General features: G+C 64.3%; 19 protein-coding genes. 15 read left to right on the top strand and 4 right to left on the bottom strand.

Translation table 11 applies throughout. The features are described 5' to 3' along the window. Positions 1–26 precede the first annotated feature (26 nt). Genes F562_RS0106425 through prcA form a run of 3 tightly spaced genes read left to right on the top strand, consistent with a single transcriptional unit; the run spans position 27 to position 1,785 of the window. The gene (locus tag F562_RS0106425; RefSeq protein ID WP_018156115.1) at positions 27–227 is read left to right on the top strand and encodes a ubiquitin-like protein Pup; all 201 of its coding nucleotides are present in this window, start codon (positions 27–29) and stop codon (positions 225–227) included. Next, positions 224–1,051, top strand: a complete 828-nt coding sequence (gene prcB, locus F562_RS0106420) for a proteasome subunit beta (protein ID WP_018156114.1) — start codon at positions 224–226, stop codon at positions 1,049–1,051. The genes F562_RS0106425 and prcB overlap by 4 nt, the downstream gene beginning before the upstream one ends. Beyond that, positions 1,051–1,785: a proteasome subunit alpha gene (gene prcA, locus F562_RS0106415; RefSeq protein WP_018156113.1), complete on the top strand. Its 735-nt coding sequence runs from the start codon at positions 1,051–1,053 to the stop codon at positions 1,783–1,785. Before prcB ends, prcA begins: the two co-directional genes overlap by 1 nt. 6 nt (positions 1,786–1,791) lie before the next feature. Here prcA and F562_RS18285 read toward each other — a convergent pair whose 3' ends face one another. Beyond that, a complete protein-coding gene (locus F562_RS18285; RefSeq protein WP_018156112.1) occupies positions 1,792–2,493 on the bottom strand; it encodes a GntR family transcriptional regulator in 702 nt (233 codons plus the stop codon). A 108-nt stretch (positions 2,494–2,601) separates the two neighbouring features. Between F562_RS18285 and pafA the strand changes: the two genes are divergently transcribed. The 3 genes from pafA (at position 2,602) to F562_RS0106395 (ending at position 5,586) form a co-directional block, all read left to right on the top strand. Then, positions 2,602–3,963: a Pup--protein ligase gene (pafA, locus tag F562_RS0106405; protein WP_018156111.1), complete on the top strand. Its 1,362-nt coding sequence runs from the start codon at positions 2,602–2,604 to the stop codon at positions 3,961–3,963. A 124-nt stretch (positions 3,964–4,087) separates the two neighbouring features. Continuing rightward, positions 4,088–5,131: an FKBP-type peptidyl-prolyl cis-trans isomerase gene (locus F562_RS0106400; protein WP_169333367.1), complete on the top strand. Its 1,044-nt coding sequence runs from the start codon at positions 4,088–4,090 to the stop codon at positions 5,129–5,131. 35 nt (positions 5,132–5,166) lie between these two features. Continuing rightward, entirely contained in the window at positions 5,167–5,586 is a 420-nt protein-coding gene (locus F562_RS0106395; RefSeq protein WP_018156109.1) for an FKBP-type peptidyl-prolyl cis-trans isomerase, read from the top strand. Between the two features lie 75 nt (positions 5,587–5,661). Here F562_RS0106395 and F562_RS0106390 read toward each other — a convergent pair whose 3' ends face one another. Further along, positions 5,662–6,753 carry a DUF3866 family protein gene (locus F562_RS0106390; RefSeq protein WP_018156108.1) on the bottom strand — a complete coding sequence of 364 codons (1,092 nt, stop codon included), beginning with the start codon at positions 6,751–6,753 and terminating at the stop codon, positions 5,662–5,664. Positions 6,754–6,795: 42 nt separating this feature from the next. Between F562_RS0106390 and F562_RS0106385 the strand changes: the two genes are divergently transcribed. From F562_RS0106385 to F562_RS0106350, 8 genes are all read left to right on the top strand, one after another. After that, positions 6,796–7,794 carry a helix-turn-helix transcriptional regulator gene (locus F562_RS0106385; RefSeq protein ID WP_018156107.1) on the top strand — a complete coding sequence of 333 codons (999 nt, stop codon included), beginning with the start codon at positions 6,796–6,798 and terminating at the stop codon, positions 7,792–7,794. Further along, positions 7,791–8,768: a helix-turn-helix transcriptional regulator gene (locus F562_RS0106380; protein ID WP_018156106.1), complete on the top strand. Its 978-nt coding sequence runs from the start codon at positions 7,791–7,793 to the stop codon at positions 8,766–8,768. Before F562_RS0106385 ends, F562_RS0106380 begins: the two co-directional genes overlap by 4 nt. 49 nt (positions 8,769–8,817) lie before the next feature. After that, positions 8,818–9,153, top strand: a complete 336-nt coding sequence (locus F562_RS18280; RefSeq protein WP_018156105.1) for a twin-arginine translocase TatA/TatE family subunit — start codon at positions 8,818–8,820, stop codon at positions 9,151–9,153. A 58-nt stretch (positions 9,154–9,211) separates the two neighbouring features. Beyond that, positions 9,212–10,063, top strand: coding sequence for a twin-arginine translocase subunit TatC (gene tatC, locus F562_RS0106370; RefSeq protein WP_018156104.1), 852 nt, complete (start codon positions 9,212–9,214; stop codon positions 10,061–10,063). Positions 10,064–10,117: 54 nt separating this feature from the next. Then, positions 10,118–12,913, top strand: coding sequence for a DEAD/DEAH box helicase (locus F562_RS0106365; RefSeq protein WP_018156103.1), 2,796 nt, complete (start codon positions 10,118–10,120; stop codon positions 12,911–12,913). Positions 12,914–12,976: 63 nt separating this feature from the next. Continuing rightward, positions 12,977–13,678 carry a PH domain-containing protein gene (locus F562_RS18275; RefSeq protein ID WP_018156102.1) on the top strand — a complete coding sequence of 234 codons (702 nt, stop codon included), beginning with the start codon at positions 12,977–12,979 and terminating at the stop codon, positions 13,676–13,678. Positions 13,679–13,707: 29 nt separating this feature from the next. Then, positions 13,708–16,749, top strand: coding sequence for an excinuclease ABC subunit UvrA (gene uvrA / locus F562_RS0106355; protein WP_018156101.1), 3,042 nt, complete (start codon positions 13,708–13,710; stop codon positions 16,747–16,749). Between the two features lie 106 nt (positions 16,750–16,855). Continuing rightward, positions 16,856–17,341 (top strand): Rieske (2Fe-2S) protein, encoded by a 486-nt coding sequence (locus F562_RS0106350; RefSeq protein WP_018156100.1) that lies wholly within the window; start codon positions 16,856–16,858, stop codon positions 17,339–17,341. A gap of 32 nt (positions 17,342–17,373) precedes the next feature. Here the strand turns inward: F562_RS0106350 and F562_RS0106345 are convergent, their stop codons facing one another. Then, positions 17,374–18,480: a mandelate racemase/muconate lactonizing enzyme family protein gene (locus F562_RS0106345; protein WP_018156099.1), complete on the bottom strand. Its 1,107-nt coding sequence runs from the start codon at positions 18,478–18,480 to the stop codon at positions 17,374–17,376. Beyond that, complete coding sequence (locus tag F562_RS0106340; RefSeq protein WP_169333366.1) at positions 18,477–19,562, bottom strand: ROK family transcriptional regulator; 1,086 nt, start codon at positions 19,560–19,562, stop codon at positions 18,477–18,479. The genes F562_RS0106345 and F562_RS0106340 overlap by 4 nt, the downstream gene beginning before the upstream one ends. Positions 19,563–19,799: 237 nt before the next feature. Here F562_RS0106340 and uvrC point away from each other — a divergent pair, with 237 nt between their 5' ends. Then, complete coding sequence (gene uvrC / locus F562_RS0106335; RefSeq protein ID WP_018156097.1) at positions 19,800–21,812, top strand: excinuclease ABC subunit UvrC; 2,013 nt, start codon at positions 19,800–19,802, stop codon at positions 21,810–21,812. Positions 21,813–21,828: the final 16 nt, after the last annotated feature.

The following is a 21,828-nucleotide window of genomic DNA, read 5'->3' as shown; positions in this document are numbered from 1 at the left end:
CCGGTTGATCAGAGAGGGGCGAGACGATGTCTGCTCAGGAGCACAAGAGCCCACAGCGTCGTGACGGCGAGCCAGACGGCGGCGATGACGCGCCCGAGGTGCCCACGGCTCCCACCGCTCAGGTCAAGGACGAGGAGACCGACTCGATGCTCGATGAGATTGATTCGGTGCTGGAGTCCAACGCTGAGGAGTTCGTCCGCGGGTTCGTCCAGAAGGGCGGCCAGTGAGTCCCGCACCTGATGGCGCCCGACTTCCCGCAGCCTTCCTGACGCCGGGAACGTCATCTTTCGCCGAGTTCTTGACCGGCCACGCGCCGCATCTGGTGCCGTCGGCTCGTCAGATCCCGGCAGGTATGACATTGGAGGCACCGCACGGCACCACGATCGTGGCGGCCACCTATCAGGGTGGGGTGCTGTTGGCTGGGGACCGCCGGGCCACCATGGGCAACATCATCGCCAATCGCGATATGACCAAGGTGTACGCGACCGATGAGTTCTCCGCCGTGGGAATCGCGGGGACGGCCGGCATTGCCATCGAACTCGTCAAACTCTTCCAGGTGGAGCTTGAGCACTACGAGAAGATCGAAGGCGACTTGCTGTCCATCGAGGGAAAGGCCAATCGGCTGGCCTCGATGATCCGCAGCAATATCGGCATGGCCATGCAGGGCCTCGCGGTCGTTCCGCTGTTCGCCGGCTTCGACCTGAGGGAGGGGACCGGTCGGATTTTCTCCTATGACGTCACCGGTGGGTGTTACGAGGAGCGCGGTCACCACAGTGTGGGCTCAGGCTCGCAGTACGCCCGAGGGGCGCTGAAGAAGTTGTGGCGTCCTGGGCATGACCAACACCAGGCAGTGCGCGCAGCGATCGAGGCGCTGTACGACGCGGCGGACGACGACTCGGCCACCGGCGGTCCCGACCTGGGTCGACGCATCTGGCCGACGGTTGCCGTACTCGATGTGGAGGGCGTCCGCTTCCTTGACGATGCCGAACTCGAGCAGGTCGTGGGCTCGGTCATCGCCGACCGGCACGACAATCCAGGAGGTGCGCGCTGATGACGATGCCGTTCTATGTCTCGCCCGAGCAGCTCATGAAGGACCGGGCTGACTTCGCGCGCAAGGGAATTGCTCGCGGTCGGGCCGTTGTGGTTTTGGCGTACGACGGAGGCATCGCGTTCGTCGGCGAGAACCCGTCGCGGGCGCTCCACAAGGTGTCGGAGATCTACGACCGCATTGCGTTCGCCGCCGTCGGCAAATACAACGAATATGAGAACCTCCGCGTCGCTGGCGTGCGTTACGCCGATCTGCGCGGTTACTCCTATGACCGCACCGATGTGACCGCCCGCGGGCTGGCCAACGCCTATGCCCAGACGCTCGGTGCGGTGTTTACCCAGGAGCAGAAGCCCTACGAGGTCGAAATCGTGGTGGCGCAGGTCGGTCAGCGCCCCGAGGACGACCAGATGTATCGGCTCACCTACGACGGGTCGGTGGCCTTTGAGTCCGGCTTTGTCGCGATGGGTGGCGGCAGCGAGCAGATGACCGCAGCCCTTGAAGAGCTGTGGCAGCCGGGCCAAGACCTTGACTCGGTGCTGCGCCTCGCCGTGGAAGTGCTGAGCATCGACCCGCAGGATGCGGACGCATCGCGCACGCTCGAGCCGACTCAGCTCGAGGCGGCGGTCCTGGACCGTCACCGCACGCGTCGGACGTTCCGCCGGATCAACGAATCCCTCCTTGCGGCACTGCTCTCGCCAGAAGACCCCATCCATGATGTGCCCGAAGGCGATGAGTGAGTGGTCCTAGCCGGGCTGATTGGGTTTGAGGAACACCTGGGATCGGTTCGGGAGGTCGCGGCTCGCCACTGGTGAGGCAGGCCCGGCGGGGTTCAGTTGGGCGAGCAGAAAGCGCAGCGCGCTTTCCAGGTGGTCGCGCATGGCCCGCTCGGCTGCCACCGGGTCGCAGTCCGTGATGGCCTTCGCGATCGAGCGGTGATCATCCAGGGTGTACGTGCCATCGAAGTCTTCGCCGTACAACCGGCACACATGTAGTTGAGGGTGCATGTCGACAAAGGCGTTGACCAGGAACGTATTTCCCGTGGCACGGTGCACGATGGTGTGGAACTCAAGGTCATGCTCGGCCAGCTCCAATCGCGGGCTGACCGAGGGATGCTCTTCCTCGAACCGCTCGATGAGTGCCGTGAGGTCAGGTCCCGGGTTCCAGGCCCGATCCGCCGCCACCACCTTGGCGGACCAGGGCTCGATCAACATGCGGACTTCGAACAGGTGCCGAAGCGAGGTCTCGTCGAGCAGGGGAGTCGTGGCATACCCCCGGCCCTGTTCCCGGGTGACGAGGCGAGCGCCTTCGAGGTGTTGCAGCGCCTCGCGAATCGGCGTCTGAGATACGCCAAGCTCGCGGGTGAGCGCGTCGATATTGATGCGGGCGGCTGGCTGAAGGTCGTTGCGGATGATCCGCTGGCGCAACTCTTCGTAAATCGAGGTCATGACGTGTCCTCCCTTGCCCCCACGACAATGTGACAGAAGAGTGCCATATGGCGCCGTGGAGCGTAAGGCGGGCCACTGCCGCGGTTGCACCACATTAGAGTCAGGCCCATGGAGCGGCGCATCTTCGGCATCGAGAACGAGTACGGCGTGACCTGTACGTTCAACGGAGCGCGCCGTCTCACGCCAGATGAAGTCGCGCGCTACCTCTTCCGCAAGGTCGTGTCGTGGGGCCGGTCGAGCAATGTGTTCCTTGGCAACGGGGCTCGGCTCTATCTCGACGTCGGCAGCCACCCGGAATATGCCACCGCCGAGTGCGACGACATCCATCAGCTCGTTGTCCATGACAAGGCTGGGGAGCGGATCATCGAAGGTCTCGTCGAGGATGCTCAAGCGCGCCTGACCGACGAGGGCATCGAGGGCCAGATCTACGTCTTCAAGAACAACACCGATTCCGCGGGTAACTCCTATGGCTGCCATGAGAACTTCCTTCTAAGCCGCCAGGGCGACCTCAACGTCGTCAACGATGTGCTGATTCCCTTCCTCGTGAGCCGCCAGATCACCTGTGGCTCAGGCAAGATCGCGATGCTGGGTCAGACCCCGACGTACTGCGTGAGCCAGCGGGCCGACCACATCTGGGAGGGCGTCTCGAGCGCGACCACCCGTTCGCGTCCGATCATCAATACGCGCGATGAGCCGCACGCGGACGCTGAGCACTACCGCCGTCTGCACGTCATCGTGGGTGACTCCAACATGAGCGAGACGACGACCTTGCTCAAGGTGGGGTCCGCGCACCTGGTGCTGCGGATGATTGAAGACGGATTCGCGATGCGGGATATGACGCTGGAGAACCCGATCCGCGCCATCCGCGAGATGAGTCACGACCGCACGGGACGCACCGCGGTACGTCTCGCGAACGGCAAGGAGATGTCGGCACTTCAAATGCAGGCCGAGTACTTCTCTCGGGCTCAGGCCTATGTCGAGCACCACGGACTTGTCGACCCGGTGACCACCACCGTCATGGACCTGTGGGAGCGCACTCTGACGGCGATCGAGACCGACAACCTGAGCCTGGTCGACACCGAGATCGACTGGGTGATCAAGCACAAACTGCTGGACGCCTATTCGGCCCGTCATGGTCTCGACCTCGGTGACCCGCGCATGTTGCAACTCGACCTGGCCTACCACGACATCAACCGTCGGCGCGGGTTGTTCTACCTCCTGCAGCGGCGCGGTCAGATCGCCCGGATCAGCACGGACCTCGAAGTGTTCGCGGCCAAGACCTTTCCGCCACAGACGACCCGGGCCAAGTTGCGCGGCGACTTCATCCGCGCCGCGCAGGCGAAGCGTCGCGATTTCACCGTCGACTGGGTGCACCTGAAGTTGAACGACCAGGCGCAGCGAACGGTGTTGTGCAAGAACCCGTTCGAAAATTCCGATGCCCGGGTGCAGCGACTGATCGACGGCATGTGAGCCACTGCCATCGCTGGTCGAGTAGGCGAGCGCCCTGGCGCGAGCCGTATCGAGACCGCACACACCGCGGACTCAGGGTCGAACGTTAGGCTGACGCGTCCGATCGTCGACGATGAGGTTTTCTGTGCGTTCTCCCGGTATGCGGTTCGCCGCGGCTGCTGCCCTTGTTCCCCTCACCTTCCTCGCCGCCTGCGGCGATGACAGTGAGCAGAAGGCCAACAGCTCCAGTGCAAAGCCGACCACCGCGGCCTCGCCGCACACGGTCGCCAAGAGCAAAGTTGCGCCGATCTCCGACGCGACCGTCAGCACGGCCGACCCGGCAAAGCCCAAGCTCACGGTCAAAGACGCGCCCTTCCAGGTCAACGAGACCACGACGAAGGTGACCAAGAAGGGCACCGGCAAAAAGGTCGGAAACAAGGACATCGCGTACGTGTCCTATGTCGCGGTCAACGGCACATCGGGCAAGACGATCGAATCGACCTTCGGGAAGCCGAACGCGTCGTTCAACCTGGGCAACCCGGGGACCTTTCCCGGACTTGTCGACTCGCTGAAGGGCAAGAAGGTCGGGACCGAGATGGTCGTCGCCGTTCCGCCAGCTGATGGTTTCGGCACGAAGGGCAACAAGCAGGTCGGTGTCAAGGCCAAGGACACTCTGGTGTTCTACGTCAAGATCAACGACTCGATGCCGATCCTGACCAAGCTCACCGGGAAGCAGGCTCCATCCGAGCCTGGCCTTCCGACCGTCACGATGCCGAGCAGCTATGCGAAGCCCGCAAAGATCACTGTCCCGAAGGGCTCGAAGCCGCCGGCCAAGCTGCGCTCCCAGGTCCTCATCAAGGGTGAGGGACCGAAGGTCGTGGCGGGCCAACAGATGCTCGTCCAGTACACCGGGCAGATCTGGGGCGGCAAGATGTTTGATTCCACAGGCGCCGTTCCGGGCCAGCCGCCGAACCCGCAGAAGACTCCGGGACAGCCAACACCGATGCAGATCGGCGCGGGCAAGGTCATCCCCGGCTGGGACAAGACCCTCGTCGGTCAGACCGTGGGTAGCCGGGTGTTGATGTCGATCCCGCCCGCTGATGGCTACGGCAAGAAGGGCAACCCCCAGGGTGGGATTAAGGGCACGGACACTCTGGTCTTCGTGGTCGATATCCTCGCTGCCCTCTAAACCGTTCTTGCACAGCACAATTCAGGAGTTTCACGATGCCGTTTGACCCCAGCACGACCAAGCCCGAGATCGACTTCCCCGGTGAGAACCCGCCGGAAGAACTGGTTGTCGAAGATCTTTCCGTCGGTGACGGCGCCGAGGTAGCGGCCGGTGACAGCATCCAGGCCCACTACGTCGGGGTTGCCTGGTCCACCGGCGAAGAGTTCGACGCATCCTGGAACCGTGGGACGCCATTGGCGTTCCAGGCCGGAGTCGGCCAGGTCATCCAGGGATGGGACCAGGGCCTGCTCGGCATGAAGGTCGGCGGCCGCCGCAAGATCACCATCCCGCCGCACCTCGGCTATGGCGACAGCGGCGCGGGCGAGGCCATCGCCCCGGGTGAGACGCTCATCTTCGTCGTCGACTTGGTATCGACCAACAAGCCTGGCGCAGGCCGTTCCTTCGGTCTCAGCTAGCCACTGGTGGTTTTCCCACCCGTTGGTGCGGTACATCGCACCAACGGGTGAGGAACCCGCCACCCGGACAACAAGTCACTGTTGGTCCGCTGACAGCAGGGCAGCCGTGAAGCGCCCGGCGGCTGCTGCGGCGAGGAACGACGCCTCATCAGCGTCCAGATTGCGTCCCATGGTGCGTAGGTCGACCGGGCAGTCCTCAAGCGCAGCGCGCAGACCCTCGGTCTCGATGTCATGGCGCACGAGTCGGTCGTCGCTGAGGGCCACCAGGTCCTGCGCCTGAGTTCGGATCGTTGCGCCGAGTTCTCCCTCCAGGATCGGCACTGGTAGGTCTGCTGGTACCCGCGCGACTCGACCGTACGCCGTCATGGAGTGGTGCGAAATTCCTTGGTGGCGCTCGCGCTCATCAGCCTGCGAGACCCGAAGTGAGGCCACGCCGCGCCCGCCGAGGACCCACGCGGCGTTGAGCGCCTCACCTGCTGCCACGCCGGAGAAGCCCCATCGGGTGCCAGTGCCGAGATTGCCCGGGCCCTGGCTGAGTACGACGACGTCGGCGCCCAGAACGGCGTGGGCGGCAAGCAGGCCGGTATGCACGTTGACCGACTCCAGGTCACCGCCGTAGGCCTGCCCCGCTGTCACGGTCCCGGCCAGCCAGCCAGCGTCCTTCAGGTCGGCGACCGTGCGGGAGAACGCAATCGGCAGCGCGCCACCGTCACTCATGACGTACGCGACTCGTAGCCCGGCCTGCTCCCGCAGACCCGCGAGGATCGCCGGGACAGCCGAGTGCAGATCGGCAACGACCACCGGCATGCCCGCCAGGTCATCGGCCTCGCGAAGCACCTCATGATGGGGTGACTCCTGCTCGTCGACCCCGAGGACCATCGTCTGGGTGGGGGAATAGCGCGCCTTGACCACGTGACCTGGCCCGGCCGGTGGGTCCTTGGGCAGGCGGTCTGGCAGGGCGACCACGAGAGCGAGGCCACCGGTTCCCAGGCCCCGATCGAGCGCAGAAACGTTGAGTAGAACTCGGTCACCGACAGCGGGCTCGCCCACGAGTTCGGAGTAGGACAACGCCCGGACGACTCGGTCGTCGATCCGGACGAGATGCTCGACGGCACCCGACCGGCGCGATACCTCAGACTCCACGACACCCGATCGCCAATGAATCACGCCTCGCACACTAGTCCGAATCGGCTAGGTAGGCTCGGGGGCATGGCTTCCTCGTCGCGTGCGGTTTCGCCCGCTCTTAAGACCGAGCGCCTCCTCAACCTCGTGATCTGCCTCCTGTCTACGCGCCGACCGCTGTCCAAACAGGACATCCGCAAGGCCGTCCCGCAGTATGGTGACGCGGCGTCTGATGAGTCCTTCGACCGAATGTTTGAGCGCGACAAGGACGAACTTCGCGATATCGGTATCCCATTGCGTACCGAGCCGCTGGACGCCTACTTCGACGATGAACCGGGCTATCGCATCGACCAACGCGAATACGCCCTCCCTGACATCGCGTTCGAGACCGACGAACTCGCGGTGCTGGGTTTGGCCGCCCGAACCTGGCAGCAGGCGAGCCTTGGGGGAGCTGCGGCTCAGGCGATGCGCAAACTGCGCGTTCACGATGTCGACCGTGAGGTCGGACCGGTGGTCACCCTCGAACCGCGGGTCCGCACCACGGAGCCAGCATTTGAGCCGATAAAGGACGCGGCGTTGCAGCGCCGCATGGTTGCGTTTTCCTACCGCAAGGGTGTTGACGCACCCGCGCAAGCGCGTCGCTTGCAGCCGTGGGCGGTGGCCAGTTGGCATGGTCACTGGTATGTCACCGGCTTCGACCTTGACCGCGACGCACCCCGAGTCTTCCGGTTAAGTCGGGTGGTGGGAAAGGTCAAGGTTCAGGGTCCGGCCAAGGCCTACGACATTCCCGAAGGCCACGACGCCATGTCGATGATCGCTACCAACGACAGCGGGCGGAGCGCGCGGACCGCCGTCGTGCGAGTGCGCGCCGGCGCCGGAAATACGTTGCGGCGCCGGGCCAGTGAAGTCGTTGCCGTCGATGATGACTGGGATCAACTCACCCTGGCCCATCACGACGTCGAGCGTCTCGTGTCGGAGGTATGCGGGTTCGGTCCGTCGGCGGTGGCCATCAGCCCCACTGAACTTGTCGAGGGCGTACGCGCCCGACTGGCCGCGCTCGTGGCCGCTCAGGAAGGGTCGGTATGACCGCGACGGTAGAAAGCGCGACCGGACGGCTGGCGCGACTGTTGACCATGGTCCCGTGGCTGGTGAACCGCCAAGGCATCGACCTCACTGAGGCTGCGGCAGAGTTGGGCGTCACACCCGAGCAGGTCGAAGCCGACCTCATGTTGTTGTTCCTCTGTGGCACGCCGGGGCACATGCCCGATGACCTCATCGAGGCAGAGTGGGAGGACGGACGGGTCTATCTCCGCAACGCTGACACCATCTCGACACCGTTGCGGCTCAATCGCGATGAGGCGCTTGCCCTCATCGTGGGCCTTCGGACGCTGCTCGCAATCCCCGACCTGAGCGAGCGAGGAGCCGCCTCTCGCGCCCTGGCCAAACTCACGAGCGCCACCGGCGAGATGCTGGAGGGCGCAGGGCAGGTGCAGGTCGCCCTCGGTGCTGACTCCGAGCGTGAGGCGTTGGCCCTGCTGCGGGGCGCACTCGACCGGAGTCGTCGCGTCCACTTGCGCTATCTGGTCGCGGCGCGGGACGAATCCACCGAGCGAGACGTCGATCCGATGCGCGTGGTCAATCTTGATGGCCGTTGGTACCTCGAAGGTTGGTGCCATCGCGCTGAGGACCGGAGGCTCTTCCGGCTTGATCGAATCGAACATGTCGAGGTACTCGATGTCGATGGGACCCCACCGGAGGGCGTGCAACCTCGTGAGTTGAGCGACGGGCTGTTCCAGCCGTCAGCAGACGACGTCCTGGTCCAATTGCTTCTTGAGCCAGCCGCGGCCTGGGTCGCGGAGTATTACCCCATCGAGCAGGTGGCGACGCGACCCGACGGAAAAATCGAAGTCGACCTGCGCGTCACCGACCCGACGTGGGTGGTGTCCCTGGTGAGTCGCCTCGGGGGAGAGGCCGTGGTCTTGGCGCCGGCAGCCGTGGCAGACCGGGTGTCTGCCGCCGCGCGTGAGGCACTGGCGACGTACGACCAGAGTGGTGCGTAGACTTGGGTAGACCTAGTTCATCCTGTGCGTGTGAGAAGAGGAATCCACCGTGGCCCGACTGTTCGATAACCCGATGGCCGTTGTCATCTTGGTGCTGATCATCGTGGTCGTGTTCGGCTGGAAGAAGTTGCCGGACGCAGCCCGTAGCCTGGGGCGTTCGACGCGCATCCTCAAGAGTGAACTCGGCGACCTGACCGACAGCGACGCATCGAAAGAAACCGTTCAGGGTCAGGCGAGCCAGCCCAAGCGCGCCGACGGCACGGTCCCCGGCGAGGCACCACGTGCGGCCGCCCCCGATCAGTCGGTTCCCGGCGAGGCTCCCGTCGCAGGTCAGCAGCCCCCGCAGAACCAGGGCGGCGCCACCGGCCCCTCGCAGGGCAACTGAGCCCACCCGCTCCGTTGCGAACTTTCCACTCCATGACCGCGTGAACGGCACCTGCTGAATGGCGCTGCTGCGCCGGAAGTCGGCCAACCCCGAAGCCCGGATGTCGCTCGGCGACCACTTCCGGGAGTTCCGCAATCGCACGTTGATCGCGACCGGCGCCATCGTGGCCGGAGCGGTGATTGGCTGGCTCATTTTCGACCCGGTCGCGATCGGCAGCTGGGATTTCAAGGGTGTCTGGAACGTCCTGATCCAGCCGATCTTCGACTATCGCGACGAGCATCCTTCAGCCCAAATCCAGCCCAACTTCGGGCAGGCGACGCAGGCATTCAGTTTGCGGATCAAAATCTCTTTCTTTGTTGGCCTGATTCTGTCGAGTCCGGTGTGGCTGTGGCAGATCTGGGGCTTCCTGGTGCCGGGTCTGACCAAGAAAGAGAAGAAAGTCGCCCGCTTGTTCATCGGGTCGGCGGTGCCCCTGTTCATCATCGGCTGCATCTTTGGCGGCCTGGCGATCCCGGCCATCATCGGCGCGCTGTTCGGCTTCACGCCAGCCGACAACATCACGTCCAATCTGATCGACGCGACCTACTACATCAACTTCGTCACGAAGTTCATCCTGCTGATGGGGCTGTCGTTCCTGTTGCCGGTGATCCTGATGGCGCTCAACACCATTCGTATCCTCCCGGGTCGCATCATGCTCAAGGGCTGGCGCGTGGCAGTTCTGGTGATCGCGGTGTTCTCGGCGATGATGGCCCCGACGCCCGACCCGTTGGCGATGTTCGTCATCCTGATCCCCCTGATGATCCTGTACTACGGCTCCTGTGGGCTGGCGATCATGCTCGACAAGCGCCGCGAGGCCAAGGAACGACCCGAGTGGCTTGATGTCGATGACGAAGCACAATCTGAGCTCTGAGGTCTGAGCGCGTCGCGCCGTCCGGCCCCTCGTTGTCCGCCTAGTCTCAGCAGCATGCCCAGCTCAACCTCCGAGGCAGCGCCAGAGCGCCGTCGCTACGACTCCAGCCACTTCACCCGTTTCGCGCAGGGCTATGACTTCCCGCTAGATGCCTTCCAGGTATCGGGGTGCGAGGCGGTTCAGGAAGGCCGCGGGGTGCTCGTTGCGGCACCCACAGGCTCGGGCAAAACCGTGGTGGGTGAGTTCGCGTGCTACCTCGCAGTCCACACCGGTCGTAAGACCTTTTACACGACGCCGATTAAGGCGTTGTCCAATCAGAAGTACGCCGACTTGTGCGAGCGTCATGGCACACACAACGTTGGCCTCCTCACCGGTGACTCATCGATCAATGGTGAAGCCTCGATCGTCGTCATGACCACCGAGGTGCTCCGCAACATGCTGTACGCCGGTAGCGCGACCCTCGACACGCTGGGGTTCGTGGTCATGGACGAGGTGCACTATCTCGCCGATCGGTTCCGTGGCGCAGTCTGGGAAGAAGTCATCATTCAGTTGCCGCTGGCGGTGCAGGTGGTGTCGTTGTCCGCAACCGTCTCCAACGCCGAGGAATTTGGCGACTGGTTACGGGAAGTCCGTGGCGACACCGAGGTCATCGTTGAGGAGCATCGCCCCGTACCTCTTTGGCAGCACATGATGGTCGGTCGCGAACTCATGGACTTGTTCGTCGAGGACACCCGGCGCGCTGGCGATGAGTCTCAGCTGGCGCTCAACCCGCAACTGCGCAAGCGCATCGCGCAAATCCAGCAGGAGCGACGCGGTCGACGTGAGGACGCAGGCGCACCCAGAGGTCGCCAGGGCCGGCAGACTCGCGGTCGTCAATCCGGTGGGCCGCCACCGCGCGGCGCCCGACCGGGCGGTGGTCCGAGTCGGGCTGAGGTCATCGATCGGCTCGACCGCAGCGGTCTTCTGCCAGCGATTACGTTCATTTTCAGTCGAGTTGGCTGCGACGCTGCGGTGAGCCAGCTCCTGGCGTGGGGTACCGAGCTCATTCCTGAGTCCGAAGGTCGCGCCATTCGTCGCATGGTCGAGGAACGGGTGTCGAGCCTGCCCGACGAGGACCTCGGCGTGCTTGGTTACTACGACTTCGTCGAGGGGCTGTCGCGCGGCTTCGCCGCCCATCACGCCGGGATGCTTCCCACCTTTCGGGAGATCGTCGAAGACCTCTTCACCGATGGTCGGATCAAAGCGGTGTTTGCCACGGAGACGCTCGCGCTGGGCATCAACATGCCAGCCCGGACCGTCGTACTGGAGAAGTTGGTCAAGTTCAACGGAGAGACGCACGCCGACATCACGCCTGCTGAATTCACCCAACTGACGGGTCGGGCCGGCCGCCGCAGCATCGATGTCGAAGGCCATGCGGTCGTGCTGCACGATCGCCGCATCGATCCCGAGTCGGTCGCGGGATTGGCCTCGACCCGTACCTATCCGCTGCGATCAAGCTTCGTGCCCACCAGCAACATGGCCGTCAACCTCGTGGACCAGGTTGGCCGCGCGCGAGCTCGGGAGGTGTTGGAGTCCTCGTTCGCACAGTTTCAGGCAGACCGCGCCGTCGTGGGCATTGCACGGGCTATCAAGCGCAACGAGGAAGGCCTGGAGGGCTACGCGGATGCGATGCGCTGTCACCTGGGCGACTTCGCCGAGTATGCCCGTCTACGCCGCGAGCTGTCCGACCTCCAGAAGTCAGTTCAGAAGCAGCGTGCCGGGAATCGGCGTGCCGCGGCGGCCCACTCGCTCAGCTTGCTTGAACCCGGTGACGTAGTCCGCGTGCCAGACGGTCGGCGGGCTGGTCTGGCCGTCGTCGTCCCCGGCAAGCGCGGTCCCCGTCGGGCCGTGGCGGGCGATCCGATCGTGCTCACTGCGGATGGTCAGGTGCGGGCCATCGGCGACAGCGATGTCGATGAGCCGCTTGAGCCCATCATGACAATCCAGATTCCCAAGTCGTTCAGTAGCCGCAATCCGAAGTCTCGACGGGATCTGGCGGCCACCTTGCGCGCGAAAGCGCCGCACGATCCGCCGCCGCGGCGCTCGGAGTCGGGCGAAGAACGGGACGCCGAGAGCACCGCCGAGATCGATCGCTTGCGGCGGGCGCTCACTGATCACCCGAGCCACGAATGTCCATATCGGGAGGACCACGCGCGCTGGTCCGAACGCTGGTGGCGTCTGCGTCGAGAGACTGATGGATTGGAACGCAAGGTCGCGGGGCGTACGCACACGGTGGCGCGGACCTTCGACCGAATCTGCGACCTGCTGAGCGTCCTGGGCTATCTCGATGCGAAAGGTCAGCAGGTCACTGAGGAAGGCCGGGTGCTGCAGCGCATCTATACCGAGAAGGATCTCTTGGTGGCTGAGTGTCTCCGCCGACAAGTGTGGCGCGGACTCGATCCAGCATCGTTTGCCAGCGTCATCAGTGCCCTGGTTCACGAGCCACGTCGTGAGCCAACCGATGTGATGCCGCGGCTTCCGAACGACGAGGTGCGCGACGCGCTGAAGGAACTTGACTCCATCTGGGGCGAGCTCCAGTACCTCCAGCGTGAGCACCGGGTTGCGCCGATGGGTGCGCCCGAGCCAGGGATTGCCTGGACGATTCACCGGTGGGCGAGCGGCCAACGCCTTGAGGTATGCCTGCGCGATAGCGACCTCACTGCGGGTGACTTCGTGCGACGGTGCAAGCAATTGATCGACCTGCTCGACCAGATCGCGGACGCCTCGCCCGATCAGGAGGTGCGACGGACCGCTCGCTATGCCGTGGATTCGGTACTTCGTGGGGTCGTGGCAGCCGATCGTTTGGGCTGATGACCGGAGGGCGCACCGCGCCCGCAACGCTGCCGATCGAGTTGGGCGTGGCACCATGAGCCCATGGCCTTCTCGGAGAAGTTGCTCGCCCAGGGCGAGCGCGTAGAGCTCGAGCTCCGCACTCACGTCAAGACGGTGGCAGCGCCGATCCTGGTATTCATCGTCACGGTTGCTGCGGTGGCCTACCTGCTGAAGTTGCGTGCCGACAACGAGTGGGCGAGCTGGCTGATGTGGCTGATCATCGTCGTCGGTGTGTTGGTCTTCCTGGTGTGGGTGGCCATTCCGCTGATTAAGTGGCGGACGACCCAGTACGTCGTCACCAACCGACGGCTCCTGACCCGCACGGGTCTGATCACCCGGACAGGCCGCGACATTCCGCTCTACCGCATCAATGACGTGACCTATGAGAAGGGCCCGCTCGACCGGATCCTTGGCTGCGGCACATTGATTGTGTCGGACGCGACGGAAAAGGCGGGGATGGAACTCCACGACGTGCCCAGCGTTGAGAAGGTCCAGGTACGCCTCAACGAACTGCTCTTCCAGACCGACGATGGAAGCGACGATGGTGAGTACCCACCCACCGAACCGCGTCGGCCCCGTGGTCAGATCCCGCCGACCGAGCCGGCCCGTCCCGGGACTCCCTACCCGCCGCAAGATGCCCGTCCAGAGCCGGCGCCGCCAGCACCCCCGAGTTCTCCCGGGCCCGACAACATCGGCCGTTCCACGCCACCGGGACAGCCTGACCCGGGCGACCAGAGGTACTAAATACGGCGCTGTCGGTGGTCGCACCTACGATGGCAGGCGTGCCTGCAGCGACCCCCACTCCCGTCCCGGCCCCCGGCCACGCGCGCGACCACCTTCGAGTTCGTGGCGCGCGCGAGCACAACCTTAAGAACATTGCTGTCGACTTGCCGCGAGACAGCCTGATCGTCTTTACCGGACTGTCCGGGTCGGGCAAGTCATCGCTGGCGTTCGACACCATTTTCGCCGAGGGCCAGCGGCGGTATGTCGAGTCGCTTTCGGCCTATGCGCGCCAGTTCTTGGGCCAGATGGATAAGCCGGACGTCGATTTCATTGAGGGCCTTTCGCCGGCGGTGTCCATTGATCAGAAGTCGACGAACCGCAACCCGCGCTCGACCGTTGGCACCATTACCGAGGTCTACGACTACCTCCGGTTGCTGTTCGCGCGCGCTGGTCGCCCGCACTGCCCCACGTGCGGTGAGCCGGTGGGGCGCCAGACGCCCCAACAGATCGTCGATCAGCTGCTGCAGCTGCCCGAGCGCACTCGGTTCCAGGTACTCGCCCCGGTGGTGCGCGAGCGCAAGGGCGAATACGTCGACCTCTTCCATGAACTGCAGAGCAAGGGTTACTCCCGCGCCCGGGTCGACGGCGAGACGGTGACGCTGGCTGAGCCCCCCAAGTTGGCCAAGCAAAAGAAACACACCATTGACGTCGTCGTGGACCGACTGGTCGCCAAGGGCAGTGAAGATGCCAGCGCAAAGCAGCGTCTCACCGACTCCGTGGAGACCGCGCTCGGTCTTGCCTCCGGCCTGGTGGTGATCGAGTTCGTCGACCGCGCGGACGACGCTGATGGGGAGCCGCGCGAGCGCCGCTACTCCGAGAAGATGGCCTGCCCCAACGAGCATCCGCTGTCGATAGACGAAATCGAACCGCGTTCCTTCTCGTTCAATAGCCCCTTTGGGGCCTGCCCGGCATGTACCGGCATCGGAACCGAGTTGGAGGTCGATGCCGACCTCGTCGTACCCGATCAGGACAAGTCCATTCGTGACGGCGCCCTGCTGCCGTGGGCGCAGGGCGCAGGCCTCAATGACTACTACGAGCGAGTCATCACAGCTCTGGGTGACGACCTGAAGTTCTCGCTCGACCAGCCGTGGTCCTCTCTTCCCGAGCGGGCCAAGGAGGCGTTGCTCCACGGGAAGAACCACAAGGTGCACGTCCGGTACCGCAGCCGCTATGGCCGCGAGCGCAACTACTCGACCGGCTTTGAGGGCGTGGTGACGTTCGTGAAGCGTCGGCATGCGGAGACCGAATCCGACTGGAGCCGTGAGCGGTACGAGGGCTACATGCGTGAGGTTCCGTGCCCGGTGTGCAACGGCGCTCGGCTCAAACCTGAAACCCTCGCCGTCACAGTGGGCGGAAAATCCATTGCCGAGGTCTCCGCGCTCCCGATCTCCGATGCTTACGGCTTTCTGGACACCGTCGACTTCACTTCCCGTGAACGCCAGATCGCTGAGCGCGTCATCAAGGAAATCGACGCCCGTCTGGGCTTTCTGCTGGATGTTGGTCTTGACTACCTCGCGCTGGATCGCCCGGCGGGCACGCTGTCTGGTGGGGAGGCGCAACGCATCCGGTTGGCGACTCAGATTGGGTCGGGCCTCGTAGGCGTGCTCTACGTCCTTGACGAGCCCTCCATCGGCCTGCACCAACGCGATAATCATCGCCTGATTGAAACGTTGACCCGGCTTCGCGATCTAGGCAACACCTTGATCGTCGTCGAGCACGATGAAGACACCATCGCGACTGCCGACTGGATCGTTGACATCGGTCCTGGGGCGGGCGAGCACGGCGGCGATGTGGTCCATTCGGGGACCGTGGCTGACCTGCTCAAAGTCCCCGAATCGATCACGGGCGCCTACCTGTCCGGCCGAGAAGAAATCCCCACCCCAGGGGAGCGTCGACCACAAGACGGCCGTCACGTCACTGTGCGCGGAGCGCGCGAGCACAATTTGCACAACATCGACGTGAGTTTCCCGCTCGGTAACCTCGTCGCGATCACCGGTGTGTCCGGCTCGGGAAAGTCGACTCTGGTCAACGACGTCCTGTATAGCGTTCTGGCTAACCAGTTGAATGGCGCCCGCCACGTGCCAGGGCGCCACAAGACCGTCGAAGGACTCGATGAGCTCGACAAGGTGGTGCACGTCGACCAGGGCCCTATTGGGCGGACCCCGCGAAGCAATCCCGCGACGTACACCGGCGTGTTCGATCATGTGCGTCGGCTCTTCGCCGAGACCACAGAGGCCAAGGTGCGCGGCTACCAACCTGGCCGGTTCTCATTCAACGTCAAGGGCGGTCGTTGCGAATCGTGTAGCGGCGACGGCACGCTCAAGATCGAGATGAACTTCCTCCCGGACGTCTACGTCCCCTGCGAGGTATGCCACGGGGCGCGCTACAACCGCGAGACCCTCGAGGTCCGGTTCAAGGGCAAGACCATTGCCGACGTTCTCGACATGCCTATCGAGGAAGCTGCCGAGTTCTTCGCCGCTGTACCTGCGATCTCTCGCCATATGACGACCTTGAATGAGGTCGGACTCGGCTACGTCCGGCTCGGTCAGTCAGCGCCCACATTGTCCGGTGGCGAGGCTCAGCGGGTGAAGCTCGCGACGGAGTTGCAGAAGCGGTCGACCGGTCGCACGATCTACGTCCTCGATGAGCCGACCACCGGCCTGCACTTCGAAGACATCCGCAAACTGCTCGGCGTGCTTCAAGGCTTGGTCGACAAAGGCAACACCGTCCTGGTCATTGAACACAATCTCGACGTCATCAAAAACGCTGACTGGGTCATCGACATGGGCCCTGAGGGTGGCTACGGCGGCGGCACGGTCGTGGCCGAGGGCACACCGGAGGATGTTGCTCAAGTCGCGGCAAGTCATACCGGCCGATTCCTGGCGCCCATGCTCGAGCGAACCAGTGGTGCCCGCCCCAGCCAGCGGCGCAAACGTCCGGCTCCCGCGAAGCGGGCAGGCGGAAGTACTCCGTCACGAACCCCCAAGGGGGCAGGGGCCGGCGCAGCGAAGTCCCGTCGCCGGTCGGCCTGAAGGGCGCATTTTCGGATTGGTCGGCGCGAATCCAGGGCTAGCGCAGGTTGGGCAGGCATGCTGAGGGCACAGACCGGATGCCGGACCGGTCGAGAGGAGCCCCGTGATGGCTAAATTCACAGACCAGAACACCCGATTGACCCGACGCGGAGTGGTGACAGGAGTCGCCGTCGTTGGTTCTGCGACCGGGCTTGCGGCCTGCGGATCGGGGGAGGAGGAAGGATCGCCAGCCTCCGAGAACCAACCCAGCAGCGCAGCCGCCGAACCGAGTTCAGCCGCAAAATCGAGCGCAGGCGGTGACAGCGGTGGCGTGAGCGTTGCCGCCTCGAAGGTGCCGATGGGAGGCGGGTTCATCGATGAGAAAAACAAGATCGTCGTAACCCAGCCTGCCAAAGGCGAGTTCAAAGCCTTCAGTGCCGTATGCCCTCATCAGGGTTGCGTCGTGGATCAAGTCAAGGACAACGAGATTGGGTGTCCCTGCCACGCCAGTACCTTCGACGGGTCGACTGGTGAGCGTACGGGCGGCCCAGCGAAGAAGGGCCTGGACGCGAAGAAGGCGACTGTGGACGGTGATCAGATCACGGTGTCCTAGGACGACCTAGGGCGTGACGTACGGCGCGTGGATCAGGAGGCGATGATGCGGTATTGGATATCGTCTGCGGTCCACGCGTCGGCGTCGAGCCATAACCCTGTGCCAACACCGGGCCCGGCCAACCAGGTCCCGCCCGGTAGTCGTCCTGCAGGCACCACACCTGATTGACGCCAGACGTTAGCGGTCACGGGCACCTCGAGGTGCCCAAGCCCAAGGGCGCCCAGGACGTGGCCACCCACGGCGGTAGAGATCGGGCCAGTGGCTCCGCACACACCGACCTGGACGCCAGCGGCTCGAAGTTCTTGCAGGTGGGTGAGGAGTTCAACCGGTCCAGCACCGTGGCGCAGGTCGAGGTAGACCGCGTCGAGGAGGCCCCGGTCGATGGCTGGTTTGGCTTGGGCCGCTGAGGTGACCACGGACGTGAGGGTGAAGGGAAATTCCTCGCGGAGTGCGTGCAAGGTGTCGAGGTCCTCGACCGGTGCGGCATTGTGCAGCGTGCCGACGTGCAGGTCCCTCAAGGCCGAACCGATGCATCGGACGTCGTTCAACGCCAGGTCGCTACAGAGGTCGACGCGCAGATTGGTGTTGGGGGAGACCACTTCGCGCACGGTGGTCAACAGGTCGAGTCCAGCAACCAACGGCCGCTCGCTGGCCGTCTCGACAAAGGGCGCCAGGAGGTAATCCTGGTGGCCGATACTCGCCGCGAGCTCGGCGGCACCAATGAGGTCGGAGGCATCTGCGGATCGGTGGGACACCGCATCCAGCCACAGGCGCGCGAAGGTGAGGACCGGGCGCCGGACCCCGCCGAGATAGGTCGCCAGGTGCTGACCCTCTTGACGTGCCTGCAGGTCGTGCCACGCGGTTGAGAGCGCAGTGCCAACAGCGCGTTCGAGACTGGTGTGACCGTGGTGTGCCAGCGTGGTGGAGCGGTCAAGGTCGAGGGCCTCATGTCCGATGTCCAATAGGGACCCAAGAAAGGCCACGACGTCTACGGCGTGGTGCGGACGAGAGATCTCGGCGAGGCCTTCGTGGCCACTCTCGTCGAACAGGCGGATCACGGCCGCGGTCAATCCGCGGTCGTCGCGCGGCTCGCACACACAGAGCGCGACATCCTCAACGGTGATCGGCGCGCTGGTCATGGGATCTCCTTCATTGCGGTGAACCGCCCAGTCACCAGGGAATGCCGTAGGGCAAGACATGCCGCAGCCGACTCCACGGTGTACCCGCGGCGCCCGGTTGGGCAAATAGCGTCCCGAGGGTAGCGGTCTTCGAGGTCCTCCCGGATCGCGTCCATCATGACGGGTGCGGAGATGCCCAGCCCGGTGAGGAAGACCATTTCTGGGCGCACGATGTCCGAGACGGCCCGAATGGCTGCCACGGCTTGCTGCCGGCGCCGGCCGACGAGTTCCTCAGCGATCGGGTTGCCAGCATCGGCAAAGCGTTGGAGTTCCAGAATGTTGTCCAGCGCGAGGCCGCGACGACGTGCCTCGGCGACGAAGGCCCGGTTGACGCCCACGTCGCCGAACGGTGCGTACGTCCCGGCCTGCAGACCGGGTACCACCAGGTTGGCGAGGTCGCCCTGGCGGGCCTGGGTGAGTGGGCCGTTCAGGCTGAGTGTGTAGGCGCATTCCACTGCCTCAGCGACGAGAACCACCAAGATGTGGCTGCCGCGCGCGAGGGTTCCAAAGGTGAACTCGGCGGCGATCAGGCTCCGTGCGATGTTATCGAGAACGACGAGGCTGCCGAGTTCGCGTGAAAGCACTTCCACGACCTCGACGTCACGCCACTCGAGCGATGATGAGTGTCGGATGACTCCTTCTTGCGCGTCGACGTCGCCAGCGCACGTCACGCCCACTCCGAGCACTGGGCGGGGTGCCGAGGCGATGACGCCGCGCACGATCGAGGCCACGTTCTGCAGCGTGGATGACGGCGAGTCGAGGTCGATACGGTGCACGCTCTGGTGCAGGCGGCGCCCGCCGATGTCGGTCAACGCCACGTGGGCCCCGAACCGACTGAGGTGAACTCCGACGGTCGAGAAGTTCTCGTGGGCGATACGCAGTTGGCGTGCCGGTCGCCCCGGTCCCTGAACCGGCATCGGCTCTGAGCGCACCAATCCGCTATCAAGCATCGGTTGGAGCACTCGACTGACCGTTGCTTGGTTCAAACCGATCTGCGTGGCAATTTCGGCCTGGGACGCCGCGCCTTCCCGGATGGCAGACACCACCCGAATACTGGTCGTGCTGGCTGGTTCTCGCAGAGTCTTCAAAGCCGTGAACCAGGATCAGAACCGCACGCGCCCGGTGATACGAACAGCAGCGGGCAGGCTACAAACGACATAGAGCTCCGCAGGTTTTGAGGACGATATTATGCGCATTGCATGGAACCAGGTTTGGCGCGTTGAGCGCAAGCCTCGGATGCCTGCATCTCGGATGTCGGTGCCGGTTCGTACGCTGGACCTGTGCCTGACCCGTCGACCTACCGCCCGAAACCGGGGGAGATCCCGGTTGAACCAGGCGTCTATCGATTCCGCGACCCCGACCGGCGGGTGATCTACGTCGGCAAGGCAACGTCATTGCGCAGTCGACTGTCGTCGTACTTCCAAGATATTGCGGCACTGCACCCCCGGACGCGCACGATGGTGCGCACCGCTGCCAGCGTGGAGTGGACTGTTGTCCGCAATGAGGTCGAGGCGCTGCAACTCGAATACACCTGGATCAAGGAGTACGACCCCCGCTTCAACGTGAAGTACCGGGACGACAAGTCCTATCCCTATCTCGCGGTGACGATGAGCGAGGACTACCCGCGCGCTCAAGTCATGCGTGGACGCAAACGCAAGGGCACGAGATATTTCGGCCCCTACGCGCATGCGTGGGCCATCCGCGAAACGTTGGATCAGTTGCTACGGGTCTTTCCGGTCCGCACCTGCAGCAATGGCGTCTTCAAGCGCGCCGCCCAAGTCGGTCGGCCGTGCCTGTTGGGTTATATCGAGAAGTGCTCGGCACCCTGTGTGGGCAGGGTCGACCAACACGAGTACCGCGCGATAGTCGAAGACCTGTGCGATTTTCTGGCCGGCAACACCCAGCGCTTCGTCAAGCGGATTGAGCGCGAGATGTTGGCGGCCAGCGATGATCTGGACTTTGAAACAGCCGCACGTTTGCGCGATGACCTGCAGGCTCTGACCAAGACACTTGAGCGGTCGGCTGTCGTTCTGGGCGATGCCACCGACGCGGATGTCTTTGCGGTGAGCGGTGATGAGCTAGAAGCGGCAGTGCAGGTGTTCCACGTCCGCGGTGGCCGGGTACGCGGCCAACGTGGGTGGGTGGTGGAGATTCAGTCCGAGGGCGATCTGGGAATGCCTGAGGTCATCGAGCATCTGCTGCAGCAGGTCTATGGCGGGGAGTCGCCCGAAGGCGTGCCACGGGAGGTGCTGGTACCCGAACTCCCACCCGACCCCGTGGCGATGTCGAGTTGGCTGGGCACCGTGCGTGGCGCCAAGGTCGACCTACGCATCCCTCAGCGGGGTGACAAGCGGACACTCATGGAGACCGTACGACGCAACGCCGAGCAGTCACTGGCGCGCCACAAGGTCGCCAGAGCCGGCGACCTCACCGCGCGCAGCCAAGCTTTGGAGGAGTTGCAACAAGCGCTGGATCTAAACCAGGCGCCGTTGCGCATCGAGTGCTACGACGTGAGCCACGTCCAGGGCACGCAGGTGGTGGCCTCCATGGTCGTGTTCGAGGACGGGCTTCCGCGCAAGGGCGAATACCGACGGTTCATCGTCCGTGGCCTTGAACAAGAGGACGGGTCGGTACGAACCGATGACACGGCCGCGATGGCCGAGGTTCTCGGTAGGCGGTTCCGTCGTTATCTCCAAGACCGTGATCAGGCGGGCGACTTGGAAGGGGTCGGCCCCAGCAGCGCCGATGAGGATGATCTCCCTGGCGGTCCGATCGATGAAACCACCGGTCGGCCGAGGAGATTCGCCTATCCGCCGCAACTTGTTGTGGTCGACGGTGGGCGTCCTCAGGTCAACGCGGCACGGCGGGTGTTGGACCAATGGGGCATCGACGATGTCGCAGTGATTGGACTGGCGAAGCGATTGGAAGAGGTGTGGTTGCCGGACGATGAGTTTCCCGTGCTGCTGCCGCGCACGAGCGAGGGCCTCTACCTGCTTCAGCGCGTTCGCGATGAGGCGCACCGCTTCGCGATCACCTTTCATCGGCAACGCCGATCCAAGGCCATGACACGGTCCGGGCTGGACGACATTGCGGGCTTGGGCGAGGTTCGTCAACGCGCACTCCTGAGTCACTTCGGCTCGGTGAAGAAGATGCGGGCTGCGAGCATCGAGGACCTCACCGAGGTGAAGGGGGTAGGGCCTAGTCTGGCGGCGAACGTCTACGCAGCACTGCAACAAAGTTCGACCGAGACGACGCCGGCGGTCAACGTGACAACCGGTGAGGTGATGGACTGAGCGACCTAGGCCGGGA

The organism is Demetria terragena DSM 11295, assembly GCF_000376825.1.
In the GTDB taxonomy this organism is placed as follows: domain Bacteria; phylum Actinomycetota; class Actinomycetes; order Actinomycetales; family Dermatophilaceae; genus Demetria; species Demetria terragena.
This window is presented reverse-complemented; position numbering and strand designations above follow the sequence as displayed.